The organism is Herbaspirillum sp. WGmk3 (assembly GCF_023952535.1).
GTDB lineage: Bacteria > Pseudomonadota > Gammaproteobacteria > Burkholderiales > Burkholderiaceae_D > Herbaspirillum > Herbaspirillum huttiense.
In genome coordinates this window covers 129,605-144,996 of sequence record NZ_JAKYWT010000007.1, presented here as the reverse complement: position 1 = coordinate 144,996, position 15,392 = coordinate 129,605, and the positions used below count along the sequence as shown (strand labels likewise).

The 15,392-nt window shown below is 64.5% G+C and carries 14 protein-coding genes; 6 read left to right on the top strand and 8 right to left on the bottom strand.

Annotated features, from left to right (window positions below; all coding sequences use genetic code 11):
- The first annotated feature begins 33 nt into the window (after positions 1-33).
- Positions 34-960: a LysR family transcriptional regulator gene (locus MKD49_RS23440; RefSeq protein ID WP_252697515.1), complete on the top strand. Its 927-nt coding sequence runs from the start codon at positions 34-36 to the stop codon at positions 958-960.
- A 4-nt stretch (positions 961-964) separates the two neighbouring features.
- On the opposite strand, the gene MKD49_RS23435 is transcribed toward MKD49_RS23440, so the two are convergent.
- Together MKD49_RS23435 and MKD49_RS23430 are read right to left on the bottom strand one after the other, a co-directional pair.
- Positions 965-1,708, bottom strand: a complete 744-nt coding sequence (locus tag MKD49_RS23435) for a glutamine amidotransferase (RefSeq protein ID WP_204726264.1) — start codon at positions 1,706-1,708, stop codon at positions 965-967.
- Positions 1,709-1,922: 214 nt separating this feature from the next.
- Positions 1,923-2,165, bottom strand: coding sequence for a hypothetical protein (locus tag MKD49_RS23430; protein WP_252697514.1), 243 nt, complete (start codon positions 2,163-2,165; stop codon positions 1,923-1,925).
- A gap of 24 nt (positions 2,166-2,189) precedes the next feature.
- Here MKD49_RS23430 and MKD49_RS23425 point away from each other — a divergent pair, with 24 nt between their 5' ends.
- The 3 genes from MKD49_RS23425 to MKD49_RS23415 all read left to right on the top strand — a co-directional run bounded on the left by MKD49_RS23425 (position 2,190) and on the right by MKD49_RS23415 (position 4,226).
- Positions 2,190-2,594: a DUF4148 domain-containing protein gene (locus MKD49_RS23425; protein WP_204726266.1), complete on the top strand. Its 405-nt coding sequence runs from the start codon at positions 2,190-2,192 to the stop codon at positions 2,592-2,594.
- 553 nt (positions 2,595-3,147) lie between these two features.
- On the top strand, positions 3,148-3,438 hold the full coding sequence (locus MKD49_RS23420) for a DUF4148 domain-containing protein (RefSeq protein WP_034332278.1): 291 nt from the start codon (positions 3,148-3,150) through the stop codon (positions 3,436-3,438).
- 497 nt (positions 3,439-3,935) lie between these two features.
- The gene (locus MKD49_RS23415) at positions 3,936-4,226 is read left to right on the top strand and encodes a DUF4148 domain-containing protein (protein ID WP_252697513.1); all 291 of its coding nucleotides are present in this window, start codon (positions 3,936-3,938) and stop codon (positions 4,224-4,226) included.
- Between the two features lie 92 nt (positions 4,227-4,318).
- Here the strand turns inward: MKD49_RS23415 and MKD49_RS23410 are convergent, their stop codons facing one another.
- The 3 genes from MKD49_RS23410 to MKD49_RS23400 form a co-directional block, all read right to left on the bottom strand.
- Positions 4,319-5,446 (bottom strand): mechanosensitive ion channel family protein, encoded by a 1,128-nt coding sequence (locus MKD49_RS23410; RefSeq protein WP_121037321.1) that lies wholly within the window; start codon positions 5,444-5,446, stop codon positions 4,319-4,321.
- 87 nt (positions 5,447-5,533) lie between these two features.
- Positions 5,534-7,777: an FUSC family protein gene (locus MKD49_RS23405; RefSeq protein ID WP_252697512.1), complete on the bottom strand. Its 2,244-nt coding sequence runs from the start codon at positions 7,775-7,777 to the stop codon at positions 5,534-5,536.
- Between the two features lie 176 nt (positions 7,778-7,953).
- Positions 7,954-8,853, bottom strand: a complete 900-nt coding sequence (locus MKD49_RS23400) for a LysR substrate-binding domain-containing protein (protein WP_252697511.1) — start codon at positions 8,851-8,853, stop codon at positions 7,954-7,956.
- Between the two features lie 183 nt (positions 8,854-9,036).
- On the opposite strand from MKD49_RS23400, the gene MKD49_RS23395 reads away from it, so the two are divergent.
- Positions 9,037-10,539 carry an acetyl-CoA hydrolase/transferase family protein gene (locus MKD49_RS23395; RefSeq protein WP_252697510.1) on the top strand — a complete coding sequence of 501 codons (1,503 nt, stop codon included), beginning with the start codon at positions 9,037-9,039 and terminating at the stop codon, positions 10,537-10,539.
- Positions 10,540-10,625: 86 nt separating this feature from the next.
- Here the strand turns inward: MKD49_RS23395 and MKD49_RS23390 are convergent, their stop codons facing one another.
- The 3 genes from MKD49_RS23390 to MKD49_RS23380 form a co-directional block, all read right to left on the bottom strand.
- Positions 10,626-12,365: a methyl-accepting chemotaxis protein gene (locus MKD49_RS23390; protein ID WP_252697509.1), complete on the bottom strand. Its 1,740-nt coding sequence runs from the start codon at positions 12,363-12,365 to the stop codon at positions 10,626-10,628.
- Positions 12,366-12,538: 173 nt separating this feature from the next.
- Positions 12,539-12,736, bottom strand: a complete 198-nt coding sequence (locus MKD49_RS23385) for a hypothetical protein (protein WP_227022839.1) — start codon at positions 12,734-12,736, stop codon at positions 12,539-12,541.
- Between the two features lie 245 nt (positions 12,737-12,981).
- Positions 12,982-13,956: a LysR family transcriptional regulator gene (locus MKD49_RS23380; protein WP_134220984.1), complete on the bottom strand. Its 975-nt coding sequence runs from the start codon at positions 13,954-13,956 to the stop codon at positions 12,982-12,984.
- Positions 13,957-14,090: 134 nt separating this feature from the next.
- Here MKD49_RS23380 and MKD49_RS23375 point away from each other — a divergent pair, with 134 nt between their 5' ends.
- On the top strand, positions 14,091-15,326 hold the full coding sequence (locus MKD49_RS23375) for an MFS transporter (protein WP_209569935.1): 1,236 nt from the start codon (positions 14,091-14,093) through the stop codon (positions 15,324-15,326).
- The last annotated feature ends 66 nt before the right edge of the window (positions 15,327-15,392 follow it).

The following is a 15,392-nucleotide window of genomic DNA, read 5'->3' as shown; positions in this document are numbered from 1 at the left end:
TGCGGACAAGTTCCGGGCGCTCAAAGGAAACACATGGACAGCTTCAGCGGCATCTCGGTCTTCATTCAGGCGGTGGAGGCGGGCAGTTTCATTCGCGCGGCAGAACGCCTGCACCTGACGCGCTCGGCGGTCGGCAAGAGCATCGCGCGGCTGGAAGAACGGCTGGGCGTGCGCCTGTTCCAGCGCAATACGCGCAGCCAGAGCCTGACCGCCGAGGGACGCGCCTACTATGAACGCTGCCTGCGCGCACTGGAAGAACTGGAAAGCGCCCAGGCGTTGGTCGGCGATGGCCAGCGCGAGCCCGCTGGCCAGGTGCGCATCAGCACACCGGTCCTGTTCGGGCGACTGTGCGTAGCCCCGGTGCTGGTGGAACTGGCGCGGTGCTGGCCGCAGCTGGACATCGTGGCCTCCTTCACGGACCGCCGTGTGGATCTGATCGGGGAGGGGGTGGACCTGGTCCTGCGCAGCGGTCCCATGCCCGACACCAGTGACCTGGTCGCCCGCAGGATGGGCGCACAGACCATGATGCTGTATGCCTCGCCGGACTATCTCGCGCAGCATGGCCGGCCGCGCCACTTCAAGGATCTGGCGCGGCATCACGGCATCCTCTACGGCAAGACCAGCGGCTGGCCCATCCGCGATGAAACGGGCGAAGTGCGCATCGCCACCGTCAGCAGCCGGCTGCGTTTCGACGATCTGGAAGCCATTGCCGATGCCACCGTCGCCGGGGCCGGGCTGGCCCACCTGCCGTGCTGGCTCATCCGCGACCACCTGAAGGCCGGCCGGCTGGTGAAGCTGATGCCCGAAGCTTCCTTCGCCACCATCGACATGCACCTGGCCTGGCCGCCCACGCGCCACCTGCCGCTGCGCGTGCGCACCGTGATCGATGCGCTGGCCGCAGCACTGCCACCGCTGCTGCGGGTCGACCGTCGCAAGATCACCGCGGCCGCCGCGCGCTGAGGCCTCAGGCGCGGCGTTGTTCCGCTGCCGGGGAGTGAGCGGGCAGGCTCTCCAGCCAGCCTTGCCAGAAGCGCCGTACCGCCCGCTCGAACTGGCGGCCATGGCGCTGGGCATCGGCGCGCAGGGTGGCCAGGCTGAGGTTGCGGGTGTGGGCGATCTCGTGGGCGTGGCTCACCAGCCAGTGTTCGACCGTGCGCATGTCCACCTCGGGATGGAACTGCAGCGCCAGCCCATGTCGCCCCCAGGCGAAAGCCTGGTTGGGATACAGCGCCGACGACGCCAGATGACGCGCCCCCGGCGGCAGGTCGAAGGTGTCGCCGTGCCAGTGCAGCACCGGGGTCTGCTGTTCCACCAGTTCCTGCAGCCAGGGGGTCTCGGCCAGATGCTGGCCCGCCTGCAGGCTGGCCCAGCCAATCTCCTTGCCGCAGCTGCCCGGGTACACGCGCGCATGCAAGGCCGCCGCCATCAGCTGCGCGCCGAGACAGATGCCCAGCGTCGGCAGATCTTCCAGCAAGCGTGCCCGCAGCCAGGCCACTTCCGCGCGCAGCCAGGGATAGGACTCGCTGTCATACACCGCCACCGGGCCCCCCAGCACGATGACCAGTTCGGCATCCAGCGGCGAAACGTCAATGAAGGACTCCACCCCGACATCGAAATAGCGAATCTGGTAACCGCCGGCAGTGAGCAGCGGGGCCAGCTGGCCCAGGTCTTCGGTGGCAACGTGACGCAGGGCGAGGGCGGTTTTCATCGGGCTGCTCCTGTGAGTGATATGAAGGGAAAAGCTGGAGAATCCGGATTCGCTATATCGTATCGTATACAGCGACTGCCTGAAAAACTTGCTCAAATTTGTTGAACAAGTCATTGGTATTCTCTATTGATGAAATAGAAAAAGCTTTGCGGCGGCGCAAAAGATGGAGGGGCAGCTAAAAGGTCGATATGAAAGGAATTTCGCCTTAGCCCTTTTAATTCAATAACTTGAGACCAATATCCAAGAAGAAGAAATGCAACTTCTTGTCAAAATCCCATGTGCAGTTGCGGCGTGAAATCGCCGGTACAGCCTCGAAAAAACTGATTGTTCGCATATCTGGAATGATGTATTCCGCTTTATCCGGTTTTTCCCGGCGGCGGAAATCCCTAAACTGGGTTCCACGATGACAGCACACAACGACTGAACCACAAGGGTAGTCACAGGTTGCAGTGCTCATCTTCTTACTCACAAAGGAACGATCATGAACACCAAGAATATTGCCAAGAACCTGTTTGCCGGTCTGCTGCTCACCTCCGCCGTTGGCGCCGCCATGGCCGAGGCACCGTATCCTGCCGAGACCCAGATCGTCTCGACCAAGAGCCGCGCTGAAGTGATCGCCGACCTGCAACAGGCCCGCGCCAACGGCGAGCTGCTGGTCACCGACCAATATCCGGTCGACAAGCCCTTCGTCTCCACCAAGACCCGCGCCGACGTGGTCGCCGAGCTCAAGCAAGCCCGCGCCAATGGTGAACTGCTGGTGAGCGATCAATATCCGGTGGAAAAGCCTTTCCACTCGACCCTGACCCGCGCGCAGGTGCAGCAAGAGCTGCAACAAGCCCGCCAGGACGGCACCGCCGTCAGCAACACCCAGGCACCTTCGCTGTAACCCGCACCATCCCGGCCTACGCGCCAGGCCAGGGCCGCAGCAAACGCACCGGCGATCCCGGTGCGACAGTCTCTCCCCAGGCGGGCCTCATGAAAGCGACGTTCTCTCCCCTCGGTCGCCGGTAGTGCGGCCCGCCTGCCTTTTCTGCCTGCGGCCACCGGTCGTCAACAGGCCTCTGCGGATCTGCATGGATGCGATTTCGCCACCACGAATCCGCCTGCTTCATTCATCCCGTTTTCTAAGTTTTCTGCAAGGCGATTTGCCTCGTCTCGAAGGGCATTTCTCCTATGAAGAAGCACTTAAAACGACAATTTCACGACCGTCATAAAACTTAAATTTCGACTTTTACATTTATAAGTTTTGCGAATATCAAGTTATAAGTTTTTCTGCATCCGCTTGTTCTGTATTTCGGAATGATGAATTCCGTTTTGGCCTCTTTATCGATTTGCTGCAGATGCCTACACTGGATTCCAAGATGACAGCACACAACGACTGAACCACCAACGTCGGCCCAGGTTGACGTGCTCATCTCCTCACTCACCAAGGAACGATCATGAACACCAAGAACATTGCAAAGAATCTCTTCGCCGGCCTGCTGTTGACCACCGCCGTCGGTACCGCCATGGCTGAAGCCTCGCGCGTCCCCGACACCAAGTTCGTCTCGACCAAGACCCGCGCCGAAGTCATCGCCGAACTCCAGCAAGCCCGCGCTACCGGCCAGCTGCTGGTGACCGACCGTGACCAGGACGTCAAGGCCGTGGCCTCCGCCAAGACCCGCGACGAAGTGCGCGCCGAACTGGTCCAGGCTCGCAACAATGGTGAACTGGCCATCTCCAACCAGTAAGCCCTGACGCATCAGTCTCCGTATCGGCATCACTTCGCACCGGCCACGCCGGTGCCAGCGTTTCTCCCCAGGCGGGCCTCTTGAAAGCGACGTTCTCTCCCCTCGGTCGCCGGTAGTTTGGCCCGCCTGCCTTTGCTCCTCCGCATTCCTCCCTTTATTGCCTGCTGGCCATTTTCGTGAAACAGCATGCAGTCCCATTTACTTAGTTTTTGGTGCAACAATGTCTTAGAAACGTCCATTCCTGTTTCTAAGTTTTTCTTGCGCGACTGCCTCGATCATTTGGCTCTCATTCATCAGTCAGGTATGTGACCACGAGGTGATCGCTGAAGAAATCGAATTGTTAGTATTTTGCGGAACAATGAATTCCGGTTTTTCACCTTTTTCCCGGAGCCGTGTTTCCCTAAACTGGGCACCAAGATGACAGCACGCGATGACTGATCCACCACCACCGGAACGGGTTGACGTGCGCATCCTCTCTCACGAAAAAGGAACCCATCATGAACACCAGGAACATTGCCAAGAACCTGTTTGCCGGCCTGCTGCTGACCACCGCCGTCGGTGCTGCCATGGCTGAAGCCCAATACCCCGCTGAAACCCGCTTCGTCTCCACCAAGACCCGCGCCGATGTCGTGGCCGAGCTGCAACAGGCCCGTGCCAATGGCCAGTTGCTGGTGAGTGAACGTGACCAGGACGTGAAGGTCGTGGCCTCCGGCAAGAGCCGTGATGAAGTCCGCGCCGAACTGGTCCAGGCCCGCGCCAATGGCGAGCTGGCCATCTCGAATCAGTAAGTTGCGGTCGCAAAAAAGGCGCCCCGGACCAGCCGGCGCGCCAGATTCCCCTCCAGGCGGGCCCCACGCAAGTGCGGCCCGCTTCGTTTTGTTCAGCCGGTTTTCTCTCCCGGCGCGCCATCGATGATGGTGTCCAGTGCCTCCGGCTGGTTGCGCGACGATACCTCGGCGCGCAGGCGGGGCAGGGCTTCCGGATAATTGCTGGCGATGAAGCCGATCATGTGCTCGCGGATCTGGCAGCGCAGGTCGAAGGCCGAGCCCGAATCCCGGGCCGAGACCAGCAGGCGGATCTGCATGTTGCGTTCGCTGGTATCGGTCACGTGCATCACGCAGACGCGCTTGTCCCACAGCGGCAGGGTCTGGCAGACGCGCTCGAATTCGGCGCGGATGGCGTTCGTCGGCACGGCGAAATCCAGCCACAGGAAGACCGTGCCGAGGATGGTGGAGGAGGTGTGGGTCCAGTTCTCGAAGGGATTCTCGATGAACCATTGCAGCGGCACGATCATGCGCCGCTCATCCCAGATCCTCACCACGACGAAAGTGCCCGTGATCTCTTCCACACGGCCCCATTCCCCCTTGACGATGAGCACGTCATCGATGCGGATCGGTTGCGAGAAGGCAATCTGCAGGCCGGCGAAGAAATTGCCCAGCACCGGCTTGGCCGCGATACCGGCGACGATACCGGCCACCCCGGCCGAGGCCAGCAGGCTGGCGCCGAACTGGCGCGCACCGGGCAAGGTCAGCAGCACGAAGGCCAGGCCCAGCAGGGCGATGATGAAGTAGGCACTGCGCGAGAGCACGCGGGTCTGGGTCAGGATGCGGCGTGCCTTGAGGTTGTCGGCCACATCATAGGGATTGAGATTGACCACCGTGGTGCTGACCGATTTCACGCAGCGCATGAGGAACCAGGTCAGCGCCAGGATGAAGGCCACCGAGGTCAGGTAGGAGATGCGCGTGAGGCCGGGGGTATTGTCCGGCGCACCGGCCAGCACCAGGCGCAGCATGAAGAGGATCACGCAGGTGCGGCTGGCATTGAAGGTGACGGTCGTGGCCGTGGTGGTAAAGGGCCGGCCGCGCGCCAGGCGTCGTACCAGGGCGATGCCCATGCGGTGCAGGACGATGCCGACGACCACCGCCACCAGGGCCACGCCCAATACGATCAGGCCGGAGCGCAGCGGCCCCTCGTTCATGTTGTACAGAAAATCGAGATCCAGGCTCATCCGTTCCCTTCCATCCAGAGTGTTGTTGAAGCGGTACGCGCGGGGCGCTTTTTCCGGTTCGAACAGGGATGGGGGAATTTGTTTCCGTCAATTTCCTGGCATGGGCCCGCTTGATGCGGCCGAACCGGTAGCGGACGTGGCCTCCAGCGCCGCCACCAGCAGGCAGGCGGTCTCCACCGCCGCCGCCTGGGCCAGCTCAACCGGGGCCGGCCGCTGGCGCGTGAGGGCGTGCAATGCGGCAGCATCCTGTTCCTGCAGGGCTTGCGCCAGGGCAAGCAGCCAGGCCGGCAGGGACGCTTCGACCGGCTGCGGATGCGCCCACAGATGGCTGGCCGCCGCAGCCAGGCGGCGCGACAGGGCCACCGCCGTGCGGCCGCGCCCGTGATCGCGTTCGGGCCAGCCGCGTTCACGCGCCAGGCGTTGCAACAGCAGACCGGCCTCGACGTTGGCCACGCAGGCCGCGCGGCGATGCGCATGCAGCGACGACAGGCGGGCCTTGTCGGCTGCCGTGTCGTGCACCGCCAGTGCCGCCGTCAGATAGGCCAGATTGAGACCGGCCATGGTGCGCAACTGGCCCTGCGGATCGGCCTCGTGACGGCGCGGCCAGAACAGGTAACTGGCCAGCACCGCCACCAGCGCGCCGATGACATTGTTGCCCGCGCGCAGCGCGGCATTGGCCAGCTCATGCGCGGGATCGCCACCGACATCGGCCACCAGCACGAATACCGGCGTGAGAAAAGTCGCATACAGCCCATAGCTCACCGGGCGTAGCGCCATCGTCAGTACCGTCAGCGGGAACACCAGCAGCGCCAGCCCCAGCGGCGAATGCACCACCAGGCAGACGGCCACGGCCAGCGCGCCGCCGACCACGCTGCCGACGGCGCGCTCCATGCTGCGCGACCAGCTGTCGGCAATGCTGGGCTGCATGACCAGCATGGTGGCCATGGTGGCCCAGTAGCCGAAAGGCAGTTCCAGCAGATGCACGATGAGGTAGGTCGCCCCGGCCGCTGCCGCGCAGCGCCAGGCGTGATGCCATTCCGCCGATCCGGCGCGCACGTGCAGCGCGGCCTTGCGCCCCAGTGCGCGCAGGCGGTGCAGCAGGGCAGACATGCCGTGGCGCGCCTGATGTCCGGCGCGGGCGGCCTGCTTGAGGCGGGCCGGATCGTCCGCGCCCAGGGCCAGCGGGGTATCGAGCTGCTGCAACAGCCGCCCGGTGCCGCTGGGCAGGCGCGCCACCAGCTGGCGCAGGCGCAGCATGATGCGCGCATCTTCATCGGCGGCAATCGCCTCGCCGCGCTGCATCTCGCGCTGCATGGCCTGCAGCTGGCGCGCAATCGCACCCAGCACGCGGGCACTGCGCAAGCGCGCTCGCAGGGGCTGGTAATGCGTCAGCTGCAGATCGGCCAGCACGGTGATGCCATCGAGGAGAGCGTCGGCGCGCGCCAGCCGCACCAGCAGATTTTCGTAGAGGCGACGGGACTCGGTGCGTTCGACCGCCACCGCATCGAGCGTGCGATGGGCAGCGGCCAGATCGAAGCGCGCATGGCGGCGGGTGTGGGCCGCCAGATCGGCGGCATGCACGGCATAGGCGGGATCGGCGGCATCGGTATTGGCCGCGAGGGCGGCCAGCTCGGCCAGCGTGCCATAAGCGCGTGCCACCGCCTGGCGCGCCGGTGCGAAGGGATGGATGCGCCACACCGTCAAGCCCAGCAGCAGCGCCCACAGGCAACCGGCGAAATAGATCAGGACATGGCTCTGCGCCAGCGGCCACAGCACCACCGGCGCGTCGGCCATGATGGCGGAGACGCCCGCCGCCAGCATCAGCACCAGACCCGCTGCGGCGCCGTAGATGCGCGAGAAGCCGGCCACGCCGGCGCAGGCCATGATGGTCAGCAAACCCGCTTCCACGCGCCAGCCGGCGGCGCTGGCGGCGATCATGCCGCCCAGCGTCGAGGCCAGCGCGAAGCCACCCATGGAGGCCAGGCGCGCGCGATTGGAACCGGCGCTGTCGGCCAGGCTGGTCAGGAAGGCCCCGATGGCCGCCCACGAGAACAGGGGATTGCCCAGCCATTCGCCCAGCAGCAGCATGGCCGCCGCTCCGCAGGCCGCACGCAGGCCCTCGGAGAGATTGGCGTGGCGCAGCGGGAACTGCAGGCGCCAGCGCTCGACACGGGTGCGGCAGCGCCGGCAGTAGTGCAGCAGCAGGAATCGATAGAGGGAAAAACGGACGGAAAAACGCGACGACAAGAGCGGCGGCATGATCGTGCTGGCGAGCGGGCAGGTGGAGGAGGGCAGAGCACTCGTGGAGAGTGCCGACACCTGCGCACTCACGGCGTCAAGACGTCATTCCGGTTCCGAATTCACGAGTGAGGAGGGGCGGCAGGTATCGGCAGGTCCAGTATAGGAATCTGGCTGTATTCATGGCATGACTTAAATTCACCGATTCCATTCCAAAATGGAATGCTGACGCTTTTTGCACCGAGGCGCTCCGGTACGCTCTTTTCTCTTTACCTGCGCACGCGGCCACCCGCAAACAATTCCTCGCTCAAGGCCATCCACGCCCGCGCCGCATGCGAGAGATACCCGCCGCCGCGTGTGACATAGGCGACCTGCCATTGCACTTCCGGCTCCACCAGTCGCACCGCCTGCAGCTGGTCGGTGGCGAGGCGGTGGATGAAGGGTTCGGGCAGCAGCGCCGCCCCCATGCCGGCCAGGGCCATGGCCACCAGCCAGTCCCACTGGGCGCTCTGGGCCACGATCTCGGGCCGGATGCCCAATTCCCCGAACATGCCGCGCAGGCTGCGGGTGAGGCCGAACTCGTTGTTGAGCAGCACCAGCGGCATGCCATCGAGCTGGGCGCAGCGCAGGGTGGCGCGGTTCCTCTGGAAGCGGCCGGCCTGGGCCACGGCCCACATGGGATAGCGCGCCACCGGCAGGGTCTGCAATTCCAGTTCCGGATCAGCGGGCAGGACCGTCATGCCGATTTCCAGTTCGCCATTGGCCACGCGCTCTTCGATCTGCGGGCCGGTATCTTCCTTCAGGACGATGGCGATCTCGGGATGGCGCTCGCGGAAGGCCTTCAGCACCGGGGTGCAGAGGATGTTGATCATGGGCGGGATGCCGATCTCCAGACGGCCGCAGCGCAGCGCCTTGGTATCGCGCACCTCGGCGTCCAGCCGCTGCATGGAGGCCAGGATCTGCTGCCCCTGCTCATACACCACGCGTCCGGTATCGGTGAGCTGCAGGCGGCGGCCATCGCGCACCAGCAGCGGGGCGTCAACCTCGTCTTCCAGCTGGCGCACCATCTTGCTGACGGTGGACTGGGTCACGTGCAAGGCATCGGCGGCGCGGCTGAAGCTGGCCAGGCGGACCGTCTCGGTGAAGTAGCGCAGGGCGCGGATGTCCATGGCAGCGGCTTTCGGCGGTGTTTCAGGGTGGCAGGGAAGTATGCATTTTCCGACTGGAACGACGGAATTTTAATCATACAGTGCATACCTGCCGGCTCCTATACTTGGGACAAACAAGATGCAAGAAGTCCGTCAAGGATGCACTTCACGTCCCCTAAAGAACCCGAGCAGGAGCACACTCTCATGGATAGCCAGCGCATTCGCCAGCCCGCCTTGGCCGGCAAAGTCATGTCCGCCGCCGAGGCGGCCACCTTCTTCCGCAACGGCATGACCATCGGCCTGAGCGGCTTCACCCGCGCCGGTGACGCCAAGGCCATGCCACGCGCGCTGGCCGACCGCGCCACGCAGGAAGAGCTGCATTTCACCGTCATCACCGGGGCCTCTCTGGGCAATGGCAGCGATGGCCTGATGGCCGAGGCCGGCCTGCTGGCGCGACGCCTGCCGTTCCAGGTCGACCCCACGCTGCGCAAGAAGATCAATGCGGGCGAGGTCATGTTCATCGACCAGCACCTCTCGGAGACGGCCGAGCAATTGCGCAGCGGCACGCCCTCGCGCATCGACATCGCCGTCATCGAAGCTGCGGCGATTACCGAAGAGGGTATCGTACCGACCATGTCGGTCGGCAATTCGGCCAGCTTCGTGGAGCAGGCGCGGCATATCGTGATCGAACTCAACACCAGCATGCCGCTGGCGCTGGAGGGCCTGCACGACATCTACCTGCCGGCCGCACGACCCGAGCGCAAACCCATCCCGCTGACGGCAGCGGGCGATCGCATCGGCCATCCGACCATTCCCTTCGATCCGGAAAAGGTGGTGGCCATCGTGCTCACCGAGACGCCCGACAGTCCCTCCTCGGTGCTGCCGCCGGACGATGAGACGCGGGCCATTGCGCGTCACGTGATCCATTTCCTCGAATGCGAAGTGGAAGCCGGGCGTCTGCCGCATACGCTGGCGCCACTGCAGGCAGGCATCGGCACCATCGCCAATGCGGTGCTGCACGGGCTGGTGGAGTCACCGTTCCGCAATCTGGTGATGTATTCGGAAGTGCTGCAGGACAGCGCCATCGATCTGCTCGACTCGGGCCAGCTGGCTTTTGCCTCGGCCTCCTCGATCACGCTGTCGCAGGCCAAGTATGCGCATTTCCTGGCCAACCTGGATCGCTATCGCGACAAGCTGGTGCTGCGTCCGCAGGAGATCAGCAATCATCCGGAACTGGTGCGCAGACTGGGCATCATCGGGCTCAATACCGCGCTGGAATTCGACATCTACGGCAACGTCAATTCCACCCACGTGGGCGGCACCCACATGATGAATGGCATCGGCGGCTCGGGCGACTTTGCGCGCAACGGACAGCTATCGATCTTCGTGTCGAAGTCGGTGGCCAAGGACGGAGCCATTTCCAGCGTGGTGCCCATGGTCTCGCATGTGGACCACAGCGAACATGATGTGGACGTGCTGGTCACCGAATGGGGACTGGCCGACCTGCGCGGCCTGGCACCGCGCGAGCGCGCGGTGAAGGTGATCGAGCAGTGCTGCCATCCGGATTACCGGCCGCAGCTGCGCGACTATTTCGAACGCGCCTGCCGGGCCGGTGGCCATACGCCGCATCTGCTGGGCGAGGCGTTCTCCTGGCACCAGCATTACGCGCAACAGCGCACCATGCGGATGGATCAGCGTCAGGCTTGACGTGCACCACGCGCCATCAAAAAAAAATGCCTGCGTGATGCAGGCATTTTCACGTTGATACGCGGGCCCGTCAGCGGGACAGCCCCTCAGAAGGTTTCCCAGTCGCCCTCGCCCGCATCCTTCTTGTAGGAGGAGGAAGGGCCTTGCCCGGCAGCCGGTTGTGCCTTGGCGGCGCGCGCAGGTGCCACCGCAAGCGACGGCCTGGACACGGCCTTGGGGGCGGGCTTGGCGGCAGCAGCCGCAGGCACCACCGGCACTGGCCGCACCACGCCGCCGGCGGTCTTGAAGATCCCCACCGCACTGCGCAGTTCGGTTGCCTGTTCAGACATGGCCTGGGCCGCCGCAGCTGCCTGCTCCACCAGTGCCGCATTCTGCTGGGTGACCTGGTCCATCTGGCCGAGCGCCTGGTTGACCTGCTCGATGCCGGCCGTCTGTTCCAGCGAAGCGGCGGAGATTTCGTTCATGATCTGCGTGACGTTGCGCACCGCCTGCACCACTTCATCGATGGTGCCGCCCGCTTCGCTGACCAGGTGAGTGCCGCGTTGTACGCGTTCCCCCGACAGCACGATGAGATCCTTCACATCCTTGGCGGCGGCGGCGCTGCGCTGGGCCAGCGAGCGCACTTCGCTGGCGACCACGGCAAAGCCGCGTCCCTGCTCACCGGCGCGTGCCGCTTCCACGGCCGCATTGAGCGCCAAGATATTGGTCTGGAAGGCGATGCCTTCAATGACGGTGATGATCTCGGACACCTTGCTGGAACTGTCGGAAATCTCGTTCATGGTGGAGATGACGCGGCCGACCACTTCGCCACCCTTGAGGGCCAGCGCGGAAGCATCCTCGGCCACGACGTTGCCCTGCCGGGCGTTGTCGGAATTCTGGCGCACGGTGGAGGTCAGTTCTTCCATGCTCGACGCGGTTTCTTCCAGCGATGCCGCCTGCTGCTCGGTGCGTTGCGACAGATCGGTATTGCCGGTGGCGATTTCGCCTGCGGCCACCGAAATCGATTCCCCCGAGGTCTGGATGCCACGCACGATGGTGGTGAGCTGCTCGCGCATGCTGGCCAGCGAGGCCATCAGGCTGGTGCGGTCATTGTGCTTCAGGGGAACCGGCACCGTCAGGTCTCCCGCGGCGATATGCTGGGCGACCAGCGCGGCGGCGGCCGGCTCTCCGCCGAGGGCCTTGAGGATACTGCGGGTGATGGCAAGGCCGGCGACGATGGCCAACAGCACGGTGAGCGCGCCACCGCCGATGAGCACTGCGAAGGTAGCGCTGCTGAGCTCACGGACCTGCTCGCCGCGTTCCTTGAGCAGCGATTCTTCGGCCTTCACGAATTCACTCTGCAGGCCGCGGAAGCGGTCCATGAAAACCTTGTCGTGGGTCGCGCCGAAGTAGGTTTGCAGGTCTTGGGTGGAGGCGCTGGCATTGGCTTGCTTGCGCAACTTGATCAGGGTCTGGTCGACCTCTTCGATCTTGTTGGTCAGCTCCAGCATCTCCGTCAGCCGCTTCTGCTGGACCGGGTTGTCGGCGGTCAGCGCCTTGGCCTGATCGAATGCCTTGCTGAACGCCTTGCGCCCACCCAGGTAGGGATCGAGAAACGCCTCGTTGCCGGAGGCCACGTAACCACGAATGCCGGTCTCGATGTTGACCATGTTGATCAGCATGTCGTCGGCCGCGCCCATGACCTCATAGGTATGGACATTCATGGCACTGGCCCCTTCGAGCCGGTTGAAGTTGAACAGCGAGAGGCTGCTTACCGCCAGCGACACCACCACCATGCTGAGAAAGGCCAGCCCCAGTTTTCGACCGACGGTCATTGATCCAAACATTTTCCTTACCCCATTGTTGCCAGCGCATCGCTGGTAGGTTTTCATGTCATTACGTTGAAATGCCGCGCACCGGAATGCGCGACAGCGTACCCGCAGCGCTCTGCACGAGGCGGCGGGGTCGTTGATGCAAACAGTTAAAAGAAGTGCGAGCGCGTACCCGATGCGCACCGGCATCAGGTCTTCATGGCCTTGGCAATGGCATCAGCAGCCTGGGATTTGAAAGAATCCCCGGTCCGGATGTCGGCATGAAGTGCCATCTCTTCAAACGTCGCTGTGAGGGTTTCCATGATCTGCTCAAGCCGGTTGAGCTGGTGGATCAGCGATCGGGAATGATGCTCAGCAAGAGCGTCATCCTCTTTTTCGATGGCCATTTTCTGGTTCCCCGCTTTGGATGATCGATACGAATGCGCGTCTGCGCGCCTGTGCGCGGGGACATCATTCCTGTCCAACGTTGTCCGGGCCGGAAGCCGCCATTGGCATTCACGGCCGCGCAGGACTAGATGTTGAGCCCACTATAAGCGGATAACTCATCCTTGAACCTCAGGCATTTCCCTAGATGACAACATCGCTGCCTGGATGGAGCGCCTCGGGACCAATGTTTCATAGGCAGCGGCCATCACCCCTGCAGCGCACCCCGTCCCACGGCCTGGTGCACCACGGAGGGCATCGCTTCCTTCATGGTGTCGATGAAGTGGCGCAGCCGGGCCGGGTAGAAACGTGCATAGGGGTACATCAGCGACACCGGCAGCGGTGCCGGCTCCCACTCCGGCAGCAATTGGACCAGGCGGCCGGCGGCCACATCCTCGGCCAATACCCATGATGAGCCTACCGCCACGCCCATGCCTTCGATGGCGATATTGCGCAACGCATACAGGCTGTCGGTGACCAGCTGCGGACGGAAAGCCACCTGGCGCTGTTCGCCGCTGGTGGCGTGGGTGAGCGTGATCTCGCGGCGGTAGAAAGCCGGAATGGCGATCCACGGGAAATCCGCCAGCTCTTCAGGCTGGCGCGGCAGGGCGCGGCCCTCCAGCAGCGCGGGGGCCACCACCGTCATGCGCGGCACCTCGGCCAGGTGGATGGCGACCACCGAGGGATCGTTGACTTCGCCGACCTGGATGGCGCAATCGATGCCCTGGCTGATGAAATCGGCGGCACGGTCATGCAGCAGCCATTCCACAGTGATGCGCGGATGGCGCTGCATGAACTGCAACAAGGGCGCGATCAGCTGCTTCTGCCCGAAGGCGTGCGGCACCACCACCCGCAGCGTGCCTTCAGCATGCTGGCGGGCACCGCGCAATTCGCTTTCGAACTCATCCCAGCCGGCCAGCAATTCCTTGGCGCGCTCGTAGCAGCGTTCGCCATCCTCGGTCATCTTCATGGCGTGGGTGGAACGCTGCAGCAGGCGCACCCCCAGCGAGCGCTCCAGCGCCTGCAGGCGGCGGCTGACGGTGGGTTGCGTGGTCGCGAGCTGGGCCGCTGCTGCCGACAGGCTGCCGGCCTCGACGATGCGCACGAAGGTCTGGATCAGCTCGATGCGGTCCGTCAGGCCGGTGGCGGAGAAACTGGGGGCAGGGGAGAGGGGCTTGGTCATACGGCTAACGTATAACAATTCTGCCGCAGGCGCTACTACCAGATGCGAGCCGGGAAGCGGACAATCCGTTCCAACGCTGGCAGAAAGGGGATTTTTCCGGGCCGGCAGCCAGACTCACTTATTGAGGTTCCATCATGAACAGCATTCCCAAACCGCATACAGCCGCTCCCGCTGCGGCTTCCTCTCATGCCCACGGCCTGTCGACCGGGCTGATCGGCCTGCTGGCCACCGGTGCCGGCCTGGCCGTGGCATCGCTCTACTATTCGCAGCCCATGCTGGGCGTGCTGGCCGATGACATCGGGGCCTCCGAGCGCGCCGTGGGCATGGTGCCGATGTCGACCCAGCTCGGCTATGCACTGGGTATCCTGCTGCTGGCACCGCTGGGCGACCGTTATGACCGCCGCCGCATCATCCTCATCAAGGCGGCCATCCTGACGGTGGCGCTGCTGCTGGCCGGTGCGGCGTCCGGCATCGCTACCCTGCTGGCCGCCAGCCTGGCCATCGGCCTGACGGCCACGCTGGCGCAGGACATCGTCCCGGCCGCCGCCACCCTGGCACCGGAACAGCATCGCGGCCGCATCGTCGGTACCGTCATGACCGGCTTGCTGCTGGGCATCCTGCTGTCGCGCGTGGTCAGCGGTTTCGTCGCCGAGCACTTTGGCTGGCGCGCCATGTTCGTGGGGGCCTCGGCCAGCATCGCGCTGATCGGCCTGGCCGCGTGGCGCGGGCTGCCACGTTTCCATCCGACCACGCATCTGTCGTATGGCGCACTGCTGGGCTCGCTGGGTACGCTGGTGCGCAAGCATGGCGCGTTGCGCCGTGCGGCGCTGGCCCAGGGCTTGCTGTCGGTCGGGTTCTCGGCCTTCTGGTCGACGCTGGCGGTGATGCTGCATGGCGCACCGTTCCACCTGGGCAGTGCGGCGGCCGGTGCCTTCGGCCTGGCCGGTGCCGCTGGTGCGCTGGCAGCGCCCCTGGCGGGCCGCATCTCGGACAAGAAAGGTCCGGAGCTGGTGACCCGTCTGGGTGTGAGCCTGGCGGCGCTGTCCTTCGCCTCGATGGCCCTGTCGCCGTGGTTCTCGACGCAAGGTCAACTGGTCTTGCTGGCGCTGGCCGCCATCGGCTTTGACCTGGGCGTGCAGGCGACGCTGGTGGCGCATCAGACCATCGTCTACAGCATCGAACCCGGTGCCCGCAGCCGTCTGAATGCGGTGCTGTTCGTGGGCATGTTCATCGGCATGGCCGCCGGTGCGGCGCTGGGCAGCCTGGCGCTGGCACAGTGGGGCTGGATCGCGGTGGTGGCACTGGCAGTGGCGGCGGCCGTGCTGGCCCTGGTGGTACGCATGTGGCCGGGGGCAGCCAAGGCCCGTTGAATTGTCGCCCTGCGGTGGTCTTGCCAAGGACAACGGTCCCGGCGTTTGCCGGGACCGTTTTTTTTA